Below are 17,446 nucleotides of genomic sequence, written 5' to 3'. Positions count from 1 at the left end.
CTCCCCATCTCCCCATCTCCCCATCCCGGGTTATCAGTTGCCAGCCAGCGGCTTCTCCCAAGATGCGACTCTCCTCGAATTGGAAAGGGGGTTGAACTAAAAAGTAAGCCGCAACATCTGGATTTTGCCAACGTTGTTGTAACTCTGTTGCATTGGCGATCGCAATTTGTCGATCGCTATAAAAGTTGAGCGAGGGACGATTGTAGGGATGGGACGTGTAGATCGTGACATCCGAGGGAGTTTGCGATCGAATCATTTCGGCAACGGGTTTAACCGGGTAATCTTCGTTGAGTTCCCAAATCCAGCGATCGGAGGTGACGAATAACAGCAGCGATACGTACATCCCCCAAAATAAGATCGGGACAAACTGAGAATCTCGGCGCACCACCAAAAACCCAGCAAAGGTCATCGTCACCGAGATCGCCAGCAACGCCACAAAAAAATTTGCGTTGGTGGGCATTTCCACGAGACCAAAATAAGCTGTTGCCCCCCATCCCCCTAAGGCCAGCAAGACCAAAACCCCCATCCAGGCGCGAGGATAAGGCTTAGCAACCCCATTGGGCATTCGGGTTGCCCCGTACCAGATTTCCGATAGGTGCACGCCAGCGGCGAGGGCAAAAGCGGGATAGATCGGGAGAACGTACCAGGGCAGTTTAGTTCCCATCACCGAAATCGCCGTTAAATACACCGCCACCCACACCAGAATTAACTTCGACGCGCCCAGATTTCGTTCTCGCCAAACCTGCCGCAATCCGGGAATGGCAAACAGCAGCCAGGGCAAACTGTATTCGAGCAGTTCTAGGAGGTAGTACCAGGGGGGTCCGGTGTTGGCTTCGACGGCATTGCTAATGCGATCGACCGATTGTGCCAAGATATGGACATCGATAAACTCTCGTCCGTAATACTGCAACTGTGCCCCGTACCAACCGATTGCCGGGGCGCTACCGATACCCACCCCCAACCAAGCGTAAAGACTGGTAAGCAATCTCGGGGTATCCCACGCCAAAAAAACAACAACGATCGCCCCGAGTAATAGGGCTAAAATGCCCTTCGTCAGGACAATCAGACCGAAACTGATGCCCACTCCCAGGGTGTAGTGCAAATTCCGGCGCGATCGCAAAACGCACAACACCATCAGCATGAAAAAGCACAACACCGGGCCGTCTAACATCGCCAATCGCCCGTGTCGAACAACTGGAAGCAGGGTCAGGTAAACCAGGGATGCGAAAATTGCTGGCGTTCGTCGGGGAAAGAGTTCTCTGCCGATGGCGTACAGTAGGGGAACGCTCGCTGCAGTGAGGAGGGCGCAGGGTAGCCGGGTGGTAACTTCATTCACCCCACCCAATTGGTAGGCAAGGGTGATGAGTCCGTGAATCAGGGGGGGTTTGTTGAAATAGGGTTCGCCGTTGAGGGTCGGATGCAGCCACGGCAGGGAAGCCGCCGGCGATCGCCACATTTCCCGCGCGACTTGGGCGATAATCCCTTCATCCCAATCTCGTAAGGGCAAGTTTCCCAGAGACGCCGTGAAAAGAATCAGGGCAGCGAGTAGCAATCCAGCCATCCAAAATTGATTGAGACGGCGATCGATCTGACCCATTTTTATGCCAGTTTTCATCCACCAGATTTAGAGTAAATCTCACATCCCAAACCCGAACGCGATCGACGCGCGATCGGCACTTATCCCCGATCTTTCTTTATTCTATAACAGTTGCCACAACTGGGATTGAGACTGCGGGCAGGGGAGGCAGAGGAGGCTGGGGCGGCTGGGGGAAAAGACCACGAGTTAATTAAACAATTGTCCGGTATTATCCGCGCCTATAGCCGTCGCGCCTTGCAATTAGGACACTCGTGCCGGTGGGCTTCGGGGGCATCGGAAGCATCGGGAGCATCGGGAGCAAGGGGGGGGAAGACTTCCGGCAGATGACACAACTTGCTGGTGTTGTCTTAACTCGAATGGCGACTGCTATACAGCTATACAATGGCGACTGCTATATATCTGGTCATCGAGATCGAGCATTGGGGGAGAATCCGCGATCGTCGATGCTGACTTAAAACCCCACATATAGCTATATGCAGTCGTGTTAGGACACAAGTGAACGTGGGCAGGGGAGCAGGGGGAGCAGGGGGAGAAAGTAAAAGAAAGATACGCTCATGTTAGATTGGACTATCCGCGCCCTCACTGAATACAGCTATACACCCCACTCTCGCCGGAAATTGTCCGATCGAGCGCCTGACGTGAGTTGAGATCGCGATTGCTAAACTAAATCTTTGATTCTATTTCTGGCTGAAGGTATGAATATCATCGGATTGTTGTTAGCAATTGGTTTGGCATTGGTGCATATTTTTGTAGGTCGCATTCCTGGGTTAAACCACATTCGCCGACGTTGGTGGATCTCGATTGCTGGGGGAGTTTCGATCTCCTATATTTTCCTCGATATTTTTCCCGAATTAGGCAAAGCTCAGGAGGAAATCGAGCATGGTGTTGGTTTCTTCGTCAAATATTTAGAAAAACACGTTTATTTGCTCGCACTTATCGGTTTGGCAACATTTTACGGATTGGAAAAATTAGCATTGCGATCGCGCGCTTATCGGCAGAAAATGCACGATGAAGATTGCACCCAGTCCGGGATTTTCTGGATTCATACCCTTTCCTTTGCGATCTACAACACAATTTTGGGCTATCTATTTCGAGAGACAGAAGAACACGGACTTCTAGCCTGTTTGTTACTCTTTTTTGCCCTGGCGTTACACTTCGTCGTCAATGATGTCGGATTGCGGGAACACCACAAGCAAATTTACGATCGCGTAGGTAGCCTAATTCTGGCTGGGGCGATCGTTTTTGGCTGGGTTTTAGGTCAGGCATTCCATGTCGATGCGGCGGCGATCGCGGCCATTTGGGCTTTTATGTCCGGAGGTATTATTCTCAATGTTTTGAAAGAGGAATTACCCGAAGAACAAGAGAGTCATTTTGGTTTATTTGCGGCGGGGGCAACCTTTTATTCAGTTGTTTTGCTGGCGGTATAAAACTCGATCGAGATTCGGGGTGCGATCGGGTTTGCCGTGAAGAGTTATTGAGAAAACGTAAAGAAATTCTATACCTATTCCACCCCAAGGACAGCAGGCGGCAAAATTCTCACTAGATTGAAAAATATTTAATCAAAACTTTGCCATCGTGTCCGAACAGCTTAAAAAAATCTCCGAGCATCAATGCCAAACGGCTCCAGCTCAATACGACGATTTGAAAGTGCTTTTCCTCAATTGCACCCTCAATCGAACCCCGGTGTTATCCCATACCCGAGGGGTCATCGACATTGCCAAAGGGATTTTTGAAGCCAATGGGGTGCAAACGAAGGTGATTCGTCCCGTTGATTACGAAATTCCCGCAGGATTGGGTTTGGATATGTCCGAAACGCCCGAATGGGAGAAAGACGATTGGCCCCAAATTCAACAGGAAATTGATGCCACCGATATTCTGGTGCTGTGTACCTCCGTTTGGTTGGGAGAGAAAAGTTCCGTGTGCAACCGCGTTCTGGAACGGATGTACGGTTACACCCACCTTCTCAACCAAAAAGGTCAATATCGCGACTACGGCAAAGTGGGGGCAACTTTAATCACGGGTAATGAAGATGGGGTGAAGCATTGTGCGATGAATATCTTATTTTCGCTCTCCCACATTGGCTATACCATTCCCCCCCAAGCTGATGCGGGGTGGCTCGGAGAAGTCGGACCCGGACCATCCTATCTCGATCCGGGGTCTGGCGGCCCAGAAAATGATTTTACGAATCGAAATACAACGTTCTTGGCTTGGAACTGTATGCATTTGGCCCGAATGTTGAAAGATAACGGTGGTATTCCCGCTCATGGAAATCAGCCGGATACCTGGGATGCAGGCTGTCATACTGACTTTAAAAATCCAGAGCACAAACGATAGCGATCGAGTCCACCTCTGAAGAAGAGGGCTTGATGTAAATCGCTTCGAACAATGTAATGGAATCCCTAACAACCGCCGAGATTATCCAGTTTATCTTGGCTCCTGTCGTGATGATTACCGCGTGCGGACTGCTGCTCAACAGTTTGGGTAGTCGCTACGCGGCTCTGACAAATCGACTTCGGGCAATGAGTCGCGAGCGCTTCGATTTACTACAAAAGCCCGATCGATCTGAAAGTTCTTTCGACTATACCCAAGAACGCATTCAACAAATCGAAAGTCAACTTCCAGATTTATTGCGCCACCATCAGGCGTTACACCATTCACTGCTGAGAATTTATATCGCGATCGCCTTATTTCTCGCGAGTATGTTTCTGCTTGCCGGAGCGGCGATCGTTCGGTGGCCGCTTTTGGAAACGATGGCTTTGGTCATTTTTCTGACGGGAGTTGGCTGTCTCTTTTTTAGTATCCTGTTTGCCGCCCTAGATTTTCGTCAGTCTCATCAGGTGGCTGAGAATGAAGTCCGGCGGATTTGCGGATTGCGATCGAAATGATTTATGGGGTTCGATCGATATTCTCGATTCAATCGGACAAAATTTTCAGATATTCTTTCACGGTTCGATCGAATCCCATCTCCAGCGCTTCCGCCGTCAGCGCATGACCGATCGAAACTTCTAAAATATTGGGAATCTCGCAAAACTTCGCCAAATTATCCAAACTCAGATCGTGTCCGGCATTCACCCCTAACCCCAATACTTGCGCCTCTTTTGCCGCCTCGACGTATTTTTGAAATGTGGCTTCTAAATCGTCATTTTCGCGAAATGCGGTGGCGTAAGGCTCGGTATACAGCTCGATGCGCTCGGCTCCGGTTTTCGGTACTCGGCGAATTTGCTCCACATCGGCATCCATAAACAAACTCACGCGACTGCCAATGTCGTGTAACTCCTGAATAACGGGAATCAGGCGATCGAGATCTTTCGTTAAATCCCAACCGCTATCGGAGGTGAAGGTATCGGGAGAATCGGGAACTAACGTGCATTGGGTGGGTTTCACCTGTCGCACGATATCCATATATAAATCTTCAAAGGGATTCCCTTCGATATTAAACTCCACCGTCGTCACGATGGGGACCAGGTCGTAAACATCGCCGGGTCGAATGTGGCGCTGGTCCGGACGGGGATGAACGGTGATGCCTTTCGCCCCAGCATCGATGCAGATTTGCGCCATCTTGACAATACTGGGAATGCCAATGTTGCGCGTGTTGCGAATCAGAGCAACTTTGTTGAGGTTAACGCTGAGGTTAGTCATGGCAGTGTCGATCTAAGCAGGGAATGTTCGATCGCGATCGGGGCGAACCTATTTTGGCGGTTTATTTCCGTTTGCGATCGAATCACTATTGTATAGCGCCAGTTCGATCGTCACACTTCGGGACTTCGGTAAAGTTTGGCAACATTGACGTTCGACTGTGTGTCATCTGCCTATCTCGTCCTCTGTGCGTCACCGCGTCTCCCCCTCTCCGTGTCTGTCCGATGCTGCATTAATGTCGCGGTGATTATAAATTTGTGAGTCTTCATACACAAAACCCATCTGTGTACGATCGCACTTCTAAACTGGGCGCAAGAGTCTTCAGGCTGTCGATAATGAAAAACTTACACCAGCCCAACGATATTGTGGCGCGGCGCTATCGCATTGTTACGCCTCTGGGTGGGGGCAGCATGGGCACCACCTACGAAGCGGAGGATTTAAGCAATTACAAACGAGTTGCCATCAAAGTGGTCTCGCTACACCACGTGCGGGATTGGAAGGTTCTGGAATTGTTCGATCGCGAAGCAAACGTGCTGGCAAACCTCGACCATCCGGCAATTCCCAAATATCTCGATCGCTTTTACGAGGATACCCCAGATGGAAAACCAGATAGCAAGGGCGATCGCCGCTTCTATTTGGTGCAAGAACTCGCCTGCGGGCAATCTCTGGCGACGTTAGTCGAAAAAGGTTGGCATCCCACTCAACTCGAAGTTAAACGCATTGCTTGCCAAATTTTGGAGATTTTCCAATACTTGCACAACCTCACCCCAGCTGTCATTCACCGCGATATCAAACCGGAGAATATCATCCGGCGGGAAGATGGCACGGTGTATCTGGTGGATTTTGGGGCAGTACAGGACGTGTATCGCAATACCCTCACCCGTGGCGGCACGTTTGTGGGGACGTTGGGATATATGCCCCCGGAACAGTTTAGCGGATCGGTCGAACCGGCTTCCGATCTCTATGCCTTGGGAGCCACGCTACTATTTGTGCTGACGGGGCGATCTCCAGTGGATTTTCCCCAAAAGCGGCTGAAGATCGAGTTTCGCGATTCGGAGGTTAACCTCGCAGCAGATTTAGCAGACTGGTTGGAAAAAGCCCTGGAACCGGCGATCGAAGACCGATTTTCTTCAGCAAAAATTGCCCTGGCAGCGTTGCAAGAGCGATCGGATATTGCCCCAGAAGTCATTAAAAGAACCGCCGCGCTGAGGGTGAGTCAAACACCAGAGAGATTAACGGTAGCCTTCCAACCACTTCAGAACGGATTACTGCTATTTTTTCAGATTTTTTGGGTTCTTTTCTTTTTCTTTTCCTTGATTTTTTTACTCTGTTATTTGAACGAAACTCCCGATTTTCAATGGCCTTTGCTGGTTATCTTCTGTTTGCTAGTCTTCGTCGTTTTTATCTTGATTATCGGTATGTCATGGCGGTGCGAAGTTCGCATTGATGCGCAAAAATTTGGCATTAACTGGAGCCTCTGGGGCTTGACCTATCGAAGAATCTCGGGAAAAACAGCAGATATTGCTAAGGTTGAACACTGCATTCGCAAGTCATACCACTCCAAAAGCCGGATCGTAACTTATCATTACTCTTGCAAGATTTGGGAAGGAATTTACCCGCACTCGCTCGATTTTAACTTAAGTCAACATAATAACAAGTGGTTGGTCAATAAAATATCATGTTTTTTACAAAAAATAAATCATATACTTTGACTTATTTATTTTTTAATTTTTCACTAAAAGTTGTTTTATCTAAGAATAGATTATAAAAGAAATTTCTTGAGTACAATTTTTATTGACACTTTATTTATTGCATTCGGTATTTTATCTGTCGCAACGGCAAAAAAAACAACTTTGTTTTGCTCTAGACTGAATTTATATCTAGAATGCAGTCTGACAATTGCTGGACTGACGGGGTCTGAAATCATATCCGTCAATGGATTAAAAGGTGCCCGAATCCAAACACTAGAAACAACGAAAACAAAAAAGAACGATCGAGGAGAGAAAATTGAGGAAACAACAACAACCCATAAAATTATTCTTGTCACCGAAGAACGTGAAAGACAATTCACTGATGATTCTGACAGTTTATATTATCCCAAGCAAAAACTCGTCGAAAATATCACATATTTTCTAGAAAATTAAGCAGAATAGAAGTTACAATTCGAACAAGATAATCGATGGTCTTGGTCTCTCTGGGGAACCATATTTACCCTCGCTGGTACTCTCGTAATTTTTTCTAACTCATTTTTAAATTAAGAATAGATCGGAAGGCGTAAAGAAGGGATAGGCTTATGGATTCGGTCAATTCAAATCACTTAAAATCCACAACTTCACAAGAACCGAACTCACCACCCACCGAAACGAAGACCGATCGAATCGTCGAGTCTCCCAAAACGCGCTATCGAATCCTCGAACCATTGGGACGGGGGGCATTTGGAACGACCTACAAAGCTGAAGATCTCGCCGATGGCAAATTCGTGGCGATGAAAGTTCTATCCTTGCGCCAAACTGGCGACTGGAAAGTACTCGAGATGTTCGAGCGAGAAGCTCGAGTCTTAGCAAATCTCCACCACTCTGGGATTCCCGGCTACCTGGACTACTTCGATCGAGATACTCCCACAGACCGCTACTTTTTTCTGGTACAAGAATTAGTGGTGGGGAAATCCCTGGCGGCCCTGGTGGCAAACCGTTGGCACGCCGATGAAGCTCAGGTGCAAGACATTGCCGAACAAATCCTGCACGTCCTCGATTACCTGCACCAACAAACGCCTCCGGTCATTCACCGCGACATCAAACCCCAAAATATCATTCGCGACGAGAACGGACGGGTGTATCTGGTGGATTTTGGTGCGGTGCAGGATGTCTACCGTACGACTCTGATTGAAGGAGGAACCTTCGTGGGAACGGTCGGGTATATGCCCCCAGAACAGTTTCGGGGAGAGGCGGTTCCGGCATCGGATTTATACGGATTGGGGGCAACGCTGCTGTTTTTATTGACCCATCGCTCGCCGACGGATTTACCGAAAAAGCGGATGAAACTCGATTTTCGCGATCGAGTGCATGTTGCCCCCGCCTTTGCCCAGTGGCTGGAAACGATGCTCGAACCGGCGATCGAAGATCGGTTTGAGTCGGCACCCGAGGCGCTGGAATTTCTGTTGGGCAAACACGATCCCGACCGCGCTCGCATCTGGCAGTACGAATCCCCGAAATTGAAAGGCTCTCGCGTGGTAGTGCAAAAAACCGCCAAGCAACTGGAAATCGAAATTCCCCCCTCGACGATCCCAGCAGCCATCGCCTCCCTCAATCGGACCCTCGTTTTCATCATGCTCTTCTGGAGTGCTGTGTTCGTGACCGGAGGGGCCGTTTTCCTGTGCGTTCCCTTTTGGCTGGCGTGTCTGAGTTGTATTGCTTACCCGGCCTCTGGTCGCGTCCGCTTAAAAATCGATCGGCAAACTTTTTGCTGTCAGTGGCAGTGGTTGTGCTTTTACAAGCGAGTGGAAAGACACCCAGCACAAATTTCTTGGGTAAAGGCGATCGAAGATAATCGAGCTTGCGGCTTTGGTACGGGGGATGGCGTGTATTACTTCGGATCGCGGTTGACCTCGATCGAACAGGAATGGATCGTCACGGAAATTTCTACGTTTTTGCGCGGGGTGCGATCGAGATGACGCTTGCATTTGTCATAGACATCCGATCGAAATAAAAACTCAAATCAATTTCTATTCCGAAGTTATGAATTTATTCTCCCTTTCCCCCTTAACCCTTAACCCTTAACCCTTTCTCGGAGATATCTAATACATCCGCATCGTGCGATACCGCGAGGTTTTTCCAAACCTGGAAATTTACTTTCCGAATTCGGAAAGCACCCACCCGATCTCTTTTGCTATTGTGATACGAAGCAAGAAGCACGGGACTTACACATACGTCACGACAAGATAGGCTCAAACCCTACTTTCTCTGTTGTCGATTTCAGGATAGATCGGCTGCAACGGTAAGGTTTGTCTAAACTCCAATGACTCAACGAACTTCGTTTCAGCACTCAATCCAATGTCATTGACCCCCCTCAATGGTGGTTCAAATCTAAATCTGCGTACAAATATTCCAAAGAAAACGTTTATCCCATCAACTGATGCGATCTTTCATCGATCGATCTCGCCCAGTTTGGGTGTCGATCGAGTTGTTGGAGACATCGAATAGCAAGATCGACCCAATCGAGCTGTATTGAATGGGGAGAATATTCTCGACGGGAGCGATCGAGTATCCGATCGTTGCAGTGCAACTGTGGATTGTTATATCCACGGGAACGGTTTGCTCGAATAATTCTTCGCACAACGTTCGAGCGCTCCCAACATCAAAAAATATCCTGCATAAACTCAGTTTTAGACCCAATCGTGCAAGGGTTTCGGAGGAACTTGCGCACAGTTCTAGCAATTAAAGAAGGAGGAGCAATTATGCCCAGTCATCCAAAAGCAATGAAACGGAATTCGAGCGATCGAATCTCCTCCGGGAGAGATACCCGGTACCGCGATGCCTTAGTCCATTTATTTCAATGGGTGAAGCAACATCGCATCTTAGTGCTGTTTTCACTCTCAACTTGTATTGTTCTTGTTTTATCAACCATTACGTTGGCTGCGGATGACGTAACACTTGAGTCTCTTGCGGAACAGGTCGCTCTCCAGCAGGGATACCTCAACGTTGTTTGGATTTTAGTGGCCTCGACCCTGGTCGTCTTCATGAATGCCGGATTTGGGATGTTGGAGGTGGGAATGTGCCGCCAGAAAAACGCGGTCAACATTCTCTCCAAAAACCTGATCGTATTCGGGTTAGCACTGCTGACCTATTGGGTCGTCGGTTTTGGGTTGATGTTCGGTCAGGGCAATAAATTTATCGGTCTGAGCGGATTCTTGATGTCCGGGGATTCTGCCACCTATGGCTTAGATCCCTTTCCAGTCGGTCTGCCCGTGACAATTTTCTTCCTCTTCCAAGCTGCCTTTGCCGCTACATCGGCAACGATCGTCTCGGGAGCAGTGGCCGAGCGGATTCGATTTGATTCCTTTTTAATCTTCAGCATCGTCAACATTGCCTTCTACTGTATCTCCGGTAAATGGGCCTGGGGCGGCGGCTGGCTGGCTGACTTGGGGTTTGCAGACTTTGCCGGATCGACGGTTGTACACAGTGTTGGCGGTTGGTCGGCTTTGGTGGGGGCGATCGTTCTGGGGGCGCGCTACGGCAAGTACGAAGGCAAACTGGTCAAGCCGATTCCCGGTCACAACCTCAGCTTAGCCACCCTCGGTTGTTTGATTCTCTGGATTGGTTGGTTTGGATTTAACCCCGGTTCCGAACTCGCAGCCAATGAAAATATTGCTTACATCGCTATCACCACCAACCTCGCCGGTGCGGCTGGGGGAACCGTTGCCACGATGGTTTCTTGGGTCAAGAGTAAGAAACCCGACTTAGGCATGGTGATTAATGGAATTCTTGCGGGTTTGGTGGGGATTACTGCCAGTTGCAACCAGGTTTCTTTTGTCTCGGCTATTATTATCGGCTCGATTTCCGGTGTCATTGTTGTATTCGCCATCGACTTCTTTGATGCACTGCGCATCGACGACCCCGTCGGCGCCATTTCCGTTCACCTGTGTAACGGTATCTGGGCAACTCTGGCCGTGGGAATTTTCGGTGAGAATGCGGGTTTGCAACAGTTTGGCGTGCAGTTGCTCGGTGTGGTGGCCTACGGCGCCTTTACGGTGATTACGGGCTACATCTGCTGGGTGCTGTTAAAAATGACCATCGGCATCCGCGTCCACGACTATGAGGAAATCGAAGGTCTCGATATCCACGAACACGGTCAGATTGCCTATGCCGGTTTTTCCACGATCGATGACGCGCCGACGACCGAAATCGAAACCAAATTGTAGCGATCGCTTCGATCGCGCAATGGGAACTCATGGGGATATCCCGATGGCGAGCGCAAGACCGATGAGGAACATCAGGAGCATCGCAAAAACCGATCGACAATTACAGATCGACGATTGACGAAGAAACATCCGTTATCGTTCTTCCCCGCATCCTCAAGTGGGTCCAATGCCACTCGCCTTCATCCCCATCTCGTCAAGAGATTCTTTTCAGGAGTTCCCTCTCGGGGGGCGCAAGATTGCCCCCTTTTCCTTTTTCTTCGAGCTATACGGGAGATCGATCGTGTTAGGACTCGGGCAACTCAGAATTAAATCCAAGGTGATGCTCGTCTTGTTGGTGGTCAGCTTAGGTTCGGCTGCCGTAATGGGCTTCCTCACCTGGCAGCGGGCGCGAAATATTTTAACCCAGCGCATCTTCGACCAACTCACTAGCGTGCGGGCATCTAAATCTGCGGAGATTGAGTCCTATTTTCAATTCATGTACAGCCAGGTGGAAACCTTGGCCGAAGATCGGACGATCGTCTCGGCGATGCAGGAGTTCGATCGGGCTTTTGACAACATCGATCGAGCTAAAGTCTCCCTCACCCCAGAGGGAGTACAAGCCATCTCAGATTACTACACCGAAGAATTCTTTCCCCGGCTGACCGACAATATCGATGGCACCCCGATTTTTGACATCTACAATCCGGGGAAACCGGCGGCACAGTATTTGCAGTACCAATACATTGCCAAAAACCCTCACCCCGTCGGTAGCAAAGACGAACTCATCAAAGCCAACGATGGCAGCGAGTACAGCAAGGTTCACGGCAGCTATCACCGCATCTTGCGCAATCTCATCCTCCATTTTGGCTACTACGATTTGTTTTTAATCGATTTTGATTCGGGGGAGATCGTCTATTCGGTTTACAAAGAAACCGATTTTGCTACCAGTCTCGATTCTGGGCCTTATTCGCGCAGTAACTTTGCAGAGGTGGTAGAAATGGTGCAAAAAAATCCCGAACCGGGGGCGGTGCAAATTATCGACTTTGCCCCGTATCGTCCTTCCTATGGCGCCCCGGCCGCGTTCTTTGCCGCACCGATTTACGACGGGGGTCAGCCGGTGGGCATTTTAGCCGTTCAGTTGCCGGTCGATCGGATTAACAACGTCCTCACCGGAAATCAAAACTGGGAAAACGAAGGATTGGGTAAAACCGGGGAGGTGTATCTAGTTGGGGCAGATTTCCTGATGCGCTCCATTTCTCGGTTTTCGATCGAAGATCCGACAGGATACAAACAGGCGCTGCAAAAGCTGGGAACCCCCGATGATGTCATCGAAACGATCGCCCGCTTGGGAACTTCCATCCTCCTCCAATCCGTGGAAACCGAAACGGCCATGGCGGCTCATCGCGGTGAATCGGGGACTCAGATCGTCGATGATTACCGAGGGGTACCGGTGTTGAGTTCCTACGCTCCCTTGAGCATCAAAGGGGTCGATTGGGTGATTCTCTCGGAAATGGATTTGGCGGAAGCCTACGCGCCGTTAGCAAACCTACAGACCTACATTCTGATTGCGGCGGTGATTTTGGTCTTTCTGGTCACTTCGATCGCTGCGGTGGCGGCCAATCGTCTGGTGAAACCCATTAGCCTGTTAGTGGAAGACTCGCGCAAAATTATTGCCGGAGAGCTAGATCGCGCCGAACTGACCGCCACCACCCAAGACGAGCTGAGTTTGTTAGTTGAGGCATTTAACGAAGTCATCCGCAGCCTGCAAGAACAGCGATCGCTCGTGGTTGCCAAAGCGGGTGAAAATCGCACCCTGTTACTCAATATTTTGCCCAGTACGGCGGCCGAGCGGCTCGAAAGCGGAGAAATCCCTATCACCGATGCCACCCAACAAACCACCGTCTTGGTGGCCCGTCTGGGGGGACTCACGGAACTTTCCGCCCAGCGTTCGGTTCCCGAGGTGACGGAGTTATTAGCCCAATCGATCGATGAATTTGATGAAGCGGCCGAGCGTTTGGATGTATTAGCCCTCAGCCGGATTGGGGATTTTTACTTTGCGGTGTGCGGTTTGACGATGCCTCGCATGGACCATACCAAGCGAGTGGTCGACCTAGGGCTGGAGATGCTCGATATCTTACAGCGTTTCAACCACAAACATCACCTCGATCTCAAACTCCATATTGGCATTGATGCGGGGGAATCGATCGCGGCGGTGATGGGGACCAAACGGCTGAACTATCACCTCTGGGGAGAAACCCTCGCCATCGCCCACGAACTGAATCGAGTCGCCGATCGCAATACGATTCGGGTGACCGAAGAAGTCCACGACAGCGTCCGCGATTTATATACCTTCGAACCCGCACAGGAGATTGAGGTGGCAGAGGTCGGTCGGCTCACCAGTTGGGTTCTCCACCGCAGCGGTGCCGTCGCGACAAGGCTCAATAACGGTGCCCAGACCGTTCGCCGCGAGATTGAGACCCTGGCAACTTCCAGGCAAGACACCACTTGATAGCAACCGCCATATCGAGAAAGGAGACAAGGAGACAAGGGGACAAGGAAGATATAGCAGTCGCCACACCCTACACCCTACACCCCACACCCTACACCCTACACCCCATTCCCCATCAGGAGAAATCATCCATGAATGAGTCGATTTGGTTAAAAGCTCTTTTATTTATCTTGGGATTTCCCTCGTTCGCGATCGTTCTGGGGGAGTCGATCGATCGGTTTGCAAATCGCGGCCATTCGCAGATTGCCGCCCTTCTGAATCAAATTCGCACCCTGTTGTTGCCCACCCTCGCCCTATGGCTGCTGCTGCATCAATTTTTGGGGATGGAACGAGAGACGATTACTCTCAAAGCGATCGAAACGGCGATTTGGGGTGGGGCGATCGTCACGGGGCTATCGCTGCTGGGAATTCTACTCTCGAGCGATCCCAAACCCACATCCCCAGCCCTCCTCAAGGTGCCGCGCTTGTTCGTACAAATTGCGCGCATCCTCATGGTACTCGGCATCAGCTCTTATGTCTTAAGCACGATTTGGGGAGTGGATCTGAGTAATCTGGCGACGGCCTTGGGGGTCGGTTCTTTAGTCATTGCCCTGGCACTGCAAAACACGTTGAGCAATCTCGTCTCTGGGTTTTTGCTCCTGTTTGATAGCCCCTTCAAAGTGGGGGATTGGATTCGCTTTGGGGATATCGAAGGTCGGGTGGTGGATTTGAATTGGCGATCGGTTCGCTTGCGCACCCTCGATCGAGATTTATTGGTGGTTCCCAACAGCGTTTTGGATGGAGAAAATATTTATAACTATCACAGTGGCGACCCCCTCCATGCCGAGCGCTACCGGGTCGGGTTTTCCTATGACGACCCCCCAAACCACGTTAAGGCCGTCCTCGAAAGTGCCGCCCGCGAAACCCAGCTGATTCTCGATCTCCCAGCCCCGGATGTACGCACGGTCTCCTACGACGACTTTGCCATTACCTATGAAGTGAAATACTTCATTAACGATTTTCAGTATGTTGAGGAGATTCGCAACGAGTTCAGAACCCGGATTTTTTATGCGGCCAAGCGCAACGGTCTGACGATTCCCTTTCCCATTCGCACCCTGCATCACGTCCATCAACGACAACCGCAACGCATCGATCGGGTGCGGGAAATGCGGGAGTTTTTGCGATCGCTCTCTTATTTTTCCTTTCTCGACTCAGAGGCGATCGCGAACTTGGCCGAAAACGCAGTCTTGCAAATGTACGGTATCGGCGATCGGGTGGTGGTGGAGGGGGTTCCCGATGAAGGCTTTTACATTATTCGCAGCGGTAGCCTGCGACTCTACGTCACCGATGCCCGACAGCAACAGCGAGAGATCGCTCATCTGGTCCCCAATGACTTCTTTGGCGAAACCGCACTGCTGCTCTCAGAAGCGAGTCTGGTCACGGGGGTGGTCGTTCGAGACCTGACGGTATTGGTGTTCGACCATCATGCTATCTCTTCCCTGATGGCCAGTAGCGCCCGCTTCGCCGATCGCATGAATCAATTTATTGAAGATCGCAAGAGTGCCATTCGATCGATCCAAGAGACCAACCGATACCGATCGGTGAATCAAATTCCCGGCGATCGTGGTGTTTTGACCTCGACCCACTCCACGGGTTAACCCATCGATTGCTTTAAGACCCTCGATTTTCCGTTTTCGTCGATTTTGTCGTCATCTTTATTCTGAGTACCATGGAAAACCCAACCCAAAACCCCAACCCAGCCCAAACGAAAGCCAAAGCCAAAGCAAAAACCCAAACCCTCGATCGACCCGCCTCCGAGACGGCACCCCCAGAGAGTGCGAAATCCACTCCACCCCAGACCACTCCCCGTTCGTCACCGATCGCCGGTCAGCCGGCAACGGCGATCGCGGGTGTGGACGAACAGGATCTGCATCTGTTTCAATCCGTTGATGTCGATGGCAGCGGTACGATTTCCCGCGAAGAGTTTCTCAATGCCTTTGTGCGCGCCGGACTCAGACTGACAGACCTGCGCTGTTCTGAAAGCTTGCAAGAATTAGGTCTGCTCTCCCCTCGCAAAGATTCCGAAATTGACTTCGAGAGCTTTCAAAAAATTATCCGACCCAACATCCATCTCATCCGGCGAGTGCTCAAAGCCCAGTTAGCGATTCCGGACTTTCAAGATTTTTGCGGCGACATCGATGCGATGTACGAGAGTGTCAGTAGCAATGACAATGGTGCGGTTGCCAACTATATTCCCCAACTGGCTCGGGTTGACGAGCGAAACTTTGCCGTTGCCATCTGCACCGTGGACGGACAGCGCTATTCTCGCGGCAATACCCTCGACAATTTTACGGTGCAAAGCACGAGTAAGACGATTTCCTACTGTATGGCCCTCGAGGAACTCGGCACCGAATTCGTCCACCAGCACGTCGGACGAGAACCTTCAGGTTTGGGATTTAACGAAATCACCCTCAATAGTAAAGGTCTGCCCCACAATCCGATGATTAACGCTGGGGCGATCGTCTGCTGTTCTCTGATTCGTCACGATCTCCCCCATGCCGATCGCTTCGATTACGTACTCGATTACTGGAGTCGTCTCTCGGGCAACGAACGCATTACGTTCAATAACGCCGTCTATTTGTCCGAACGGGAAACCGCCCATCGCAACCGCGCCCTCAGCCACTACATGATGGAAACGAAAGCATTCCCGGCTTGGGCCGATCTCGAAGAAACCCTCGAATTCTACTTCCAATCCTGCTCGATCGAGTTGAATGCCGATCTGATGTCTGTCGTGGCTGCCACCATGGCCAATGGCGGCACTTGCCCGATTACGGGGGAAAAGATTTTTAAAACCAGTACGGTGCAACATTGCCTGTCGATGATGTACTCCTGCGGAATGTACGACTACAGCGGTGAATGGGCATTTATGGTGGGGCTACCGGCTAAATCGGGGGTATCCGGGGCGGTGATGGTGGTGATTCCGAATATGCTGGGATTGTGTATCTGGTCTCCCAAACTCGATACCCAAGGCAATAGCGTGCGCGGCGTTGAATTTTGCAAGCAGTTGGTGAAAAAATTTAGCGTCCACAACTACGATAATCTCGACTTCCAATCGGAGAAAAAGAATCCCCGGATTAGCCCGATTCAGCGAGAATCCGCAGAAGTTACCAGTCTGATTGAAGTGGCCAGTCGCGGAGATCTTACGGCGGTGACTCAATATCAAATTCGCGGTGTCGATCTCAATGCCGGGGACTACGATAAGCGCACCCCACTGCACCTGGCGGCCGCTGGCGGTCATCAAAATGTGGTGCAGTTTCTGTTAGAACATGGGGTGGATGTAAATGCGCTCGATCGCTGGGGCTGTACTCCTCTCAATGATGCCGAACAGCAAGGACACGATCGCGTGTCGGTGATTTTGCGCGAAGCCGGTGCTCGAAAAGGTCGCGATTCTTACCCTCAAGCGAATATCAAGCTCCCTAGTTCCGTAACCACCGACATTACCGCAATGATTTGGGCGGCCAGTCAGGGCAAGCTCAATGCCATGTTGCCGTATATCGCCCGCGGAATTCCCATGGAAGCCGCAGACTACGATGGCCGGACCGCGATCCATCTGGCAGCTTCGGAAGGACAACTCAACGTCATTGAGTTTTTGTTGGCGAATCGAGTCAATCCGAACGTTCAAGATCGTTGGGGTTTTACGCCCTTAGATGATGCGATCCGACACGATCGCGATCGCGTGGTGGAAGCCCTCGAAAAGGCGGGAGGCGTTTTAGGGTCGGCACTCGATCCCAATTAGACATAGGCGCGAAAATCAAAAATCCGATCGATA

At 50.5% G+C, this 17,446-nt stretch carries 14 protein-coding genes; 11 read left to right on the top strand and 3 right to left on the bottom strand.

The window, feature by feature from the left end; genetic code table 11:
- Positions 1 to 1,615 (bottom strand): ArnT family glycosyltransferase (locus AC2215_RS05905; RefSeq protein WP_486809038.1); only part of this gene is annotated, 1,615 nt, incomplete at its 3' end.
- A gap of 93 nt (positions 1,616 to 1,708) precedes the next feature.
- Between AC2215_RS05905 and AC2215_RS05900 the strand changes: the two genes are divergently transcribed.
- From AC2215_RS05900 to AC2215_RS05885, 4 genes are all read left to right on the top strand, one after another.
- A complete protein-coding gene (locus tag AC2215_RS05900) occupies positions 1,709 to 1,924 on the top strand; it encodes a hypothetical protein (protein ID WP_486809037.1) in 216 nt (71 codons plus the stop codon).
- Between the two features lie 368 nt (positions 1,925 to 2,292).
- On the top strand, positions 2,293 to 3,024 hold the full coding sequence (locus AC2215_RS05895; RefSeq protein WP_486809036.1) for a hypothetical protein: 732 nt from the start codon (positions 2,293 to 2,295) through the stop codon (positions 3,022 to 3,024).
- 148 nt (positions 3,025 to 3,172) lie between these two features.
- Entirely contained in the window at positions 3,173 to 3,931 is a 759-nt protein-coding gene (locus AC2215_RS05890) for a flavodoxin family protein (protein WP_486809035.1), read from the top strand.
- 56 nt (positions 3,932 to 3,987) lie between these two features.
- A complete protein-coding gene (locus AC2215_RS05885) occupies positions 3,988 to 4,482 on the top strand; it encodes a DUF2721 domain-containing protein (RefSeq protein ID WP_486809034.1) in 495 nt (164 codons plus the stop codon).
- A 28-nt stretch (positions 4,483 to 4,510) separates the two neighbouring features.
- Here AC2215_RS05885 and AC2215_RS05880 read toward each other — a convergent pair whose 3' ends face one another.
- Positions 4,511 to 5,236 carry a pyridoxine 5'-phosphate synthase gene (locus AC2215_RS05880; RefSeq protein WP_486809033.1) on the bottom strand — a complete coding sequence of 242 codons (726 nt, stop codon included), beginning with the start codon at positions 5,234 to 5,236 and terminating at the stop codon, positions 4,511 to 4,513.
- 332 nt (positions 5,237 to 5,568) lie between these two features.
- Here AC2215_RS05880 and AC2215_RS05875 point away from each other — a divergent pair, with 332 nt between their 5' ends.
- From AC2215_RS05875 to AC2215_RS05865, 3 genes are all read left to right on the top strand, one after another.
- The gene (locus tag AC2215_RS05875; RefSeq protein WP_486809032.1) at positions 5,569 to 6,945 is read left to right on the top strand and encodes a serine/threonine protein kinase; all 1,377 of its coding nucleotides are present in this window, start codon (positions 5,569 to 5,571) and stop codon (positions 6,943 to 6,945) included.
- A gap of 66 nt (positions 6,946 to 7,011) precedes the next feature.
- Positions 7,012 to 7,377 carry a hypothetical protein gene (locus tag AC2215_RS05870; protein WP_486809031.1) on the top strand — a complete coding sequence of 122 codons (366 nt, stop codon included), beginning with the start codon at positions 7,012 to 7,014 and terminating at the stop codon, positions 7,375 to 7,377.
- Positions 7,378 to 7,526: 149 nt separating this feature from the next.
- The gene (locus AC2215_RS05865; RefSeq protein ID WP_486809030.1) at positions 7,527 to 8,903 is read left to right on the top strand and encodes a serine/threonine protein kinase; all 1,377 of its coding nucleotides are present in this window, start codon (positions 7,527 to 7,529) and stop codon (positions 8,901 to 8,903) included.
- Between the two features lie 454 nt (positions 8,904 to 9,357).
- Here the strand turns inward: AC2215_RS05865 and AC2215_RS05860 are convergent, their stop codons facing one another.
- Complete coding sequence (locus tag AC2215_RS05860; protein WP_486809029.1) at positions 9,358 to 9,567, bottom strand: hypothetical protein; 210 nt, start codon at positions 9,565 to 9,567, stop codon at positions 9,358 to 9,360.
- 140 nt (positions 9,568 to 9,707) lie between these two features.
- Here AC2215_RS05860 and AC2215_RS05855 point away from each other — a divergent pair, with 140 nt between their 5' ends.
- The 4 genes from AC2215_RS05855 to glsA all read left to right on the top strand — a co-directional run bounded on the left by AC2215_RS05855 (position 9,708) and on the right by glsA (position 17,413).
- The gene (locus AC2215_RS05855; protein ID WP_486809028.1) at positions 9,708 to 11,150 is read left to right on the top strand and encodes an ammonium transporter; all 1,443 of its coding nucleotides are present in this window, start codon (positions 9,708 to 9,710) and stop codon (positions 11,148 to 11,150) included.
- 280 nt (positions 11,151 to 11,430) lie between these two features.
- The gene (locus AC2215_RS05850) at positions 11,431 to 13,638 is read left to right on the top strand and encodes an adenylate/guanylate cyclase domain-containing protein (RefSeq protein ID WP_486809027.1); all 2,208 of its coding nucleotides are present in this window, start codon (positions 11,431 to 11,433) and stop codon (positions 13,636 to 13,638) included.
- A gap of 131 nt (positions 13,639 to 13,769) precedes the next feature.
- The gene (locus tag AC2215_RS05845; RefSeq protein ID WP_486809026.1) at positions 13,770 to 15,275 is read left to right on the top strand and encodes a mechanosensitive ion channel domain-containing protein; all 1,506 of its coding nucleotides are present in this window, start codon (positions 13,770 to 13,772) and stop codon (positions 15,273 to 15,275) included.
- Between the two features lie 71 nt (positions 15,276 to 15,346).
- The gene (glsA, locus tag AC2215_RS05840; protein ID WP_486809025.1) at positions 15,347 to 17,413 is read left to right on the top strand and encodes a glutaminase A; all 2,067 of its coding nucleotides are present in this window, start codon (positions 15,347 to 15,349) and stop codon (positions 17,411 to 17,413) included.
- The last annotated feature ends 33 nt before the right edge of the window (positions 17,414 to 17,446 follow it).

This window comes from Zarconia sp., assembly GCF_057467645.1.
The sequence above is the reverse complement of the archived record's forward strand: the minus strand, read 5'-3'. Positions and strand labels throughout refer to the sequence as shown.

What these genes read in the sequence shown, in the direction of transcription:
- AC2215_RS05895 (WP_486809036.1), top strand. Translation starts at nt 2,293, where the DNA reads ATGAATATCATCGGATTGTTGTTAGCAATTGGTTTGGCATTGGTGCAT.
- AC2215_RS05885 (WP_486809034.1), top strand. Translation starts at nt 3,988, where the DNA reads ATGGAATCCCTAACAACCGCCGAGATTATCCAGTTTATCTTGGCTCCT.
- AC2215_RS05880 (WP_486809033.1), bottom strand. Translation starts at nt 5,236, where the DNA reads ATGACTAACCTCAGCGTTAACCTCAACAAAGTTGCTCTGATTCGCAAC.
- AC2215_RS05875 (WP_486809032.1), top strand. Translation starts at nt 5,569, where the DNA reads ATGAAAAACTTACACCAGCCCAACGATATTGTGGCGCGGCGCTATCGC.
- AC2215_RS05865 (WP_486809030.1), top strand. Translation starts at nt 7,527, where the DNA reads ATGGATTCGGTCAATTCAAATCACTTAAAATCCACAACTTCACAAGAA.
- AC2215_RS05855 (WP_486809028.1), top strand. Translation starts at nt 9,708, where the DNA reads ATGAAACGGAATTCGAGCGATCGAATCTCCTCCGGGAGAGATACCCGG.
- AC2215_RS05845 (WP_486809026.1), top strand. Translation starts at nt 13,770, where the DNA reads ATGAATGAGTCGATTTGGTTAAAAGCTCTTTTATTTATCTTGGGATTT.
- glsA (WP_486809025.1), top strand. Translation starts at nt 15,347, where the DNA reads ATGGAAAACCCAACCCAAAACCCCAACCCAGCCCAAACGAAAGCCAAA.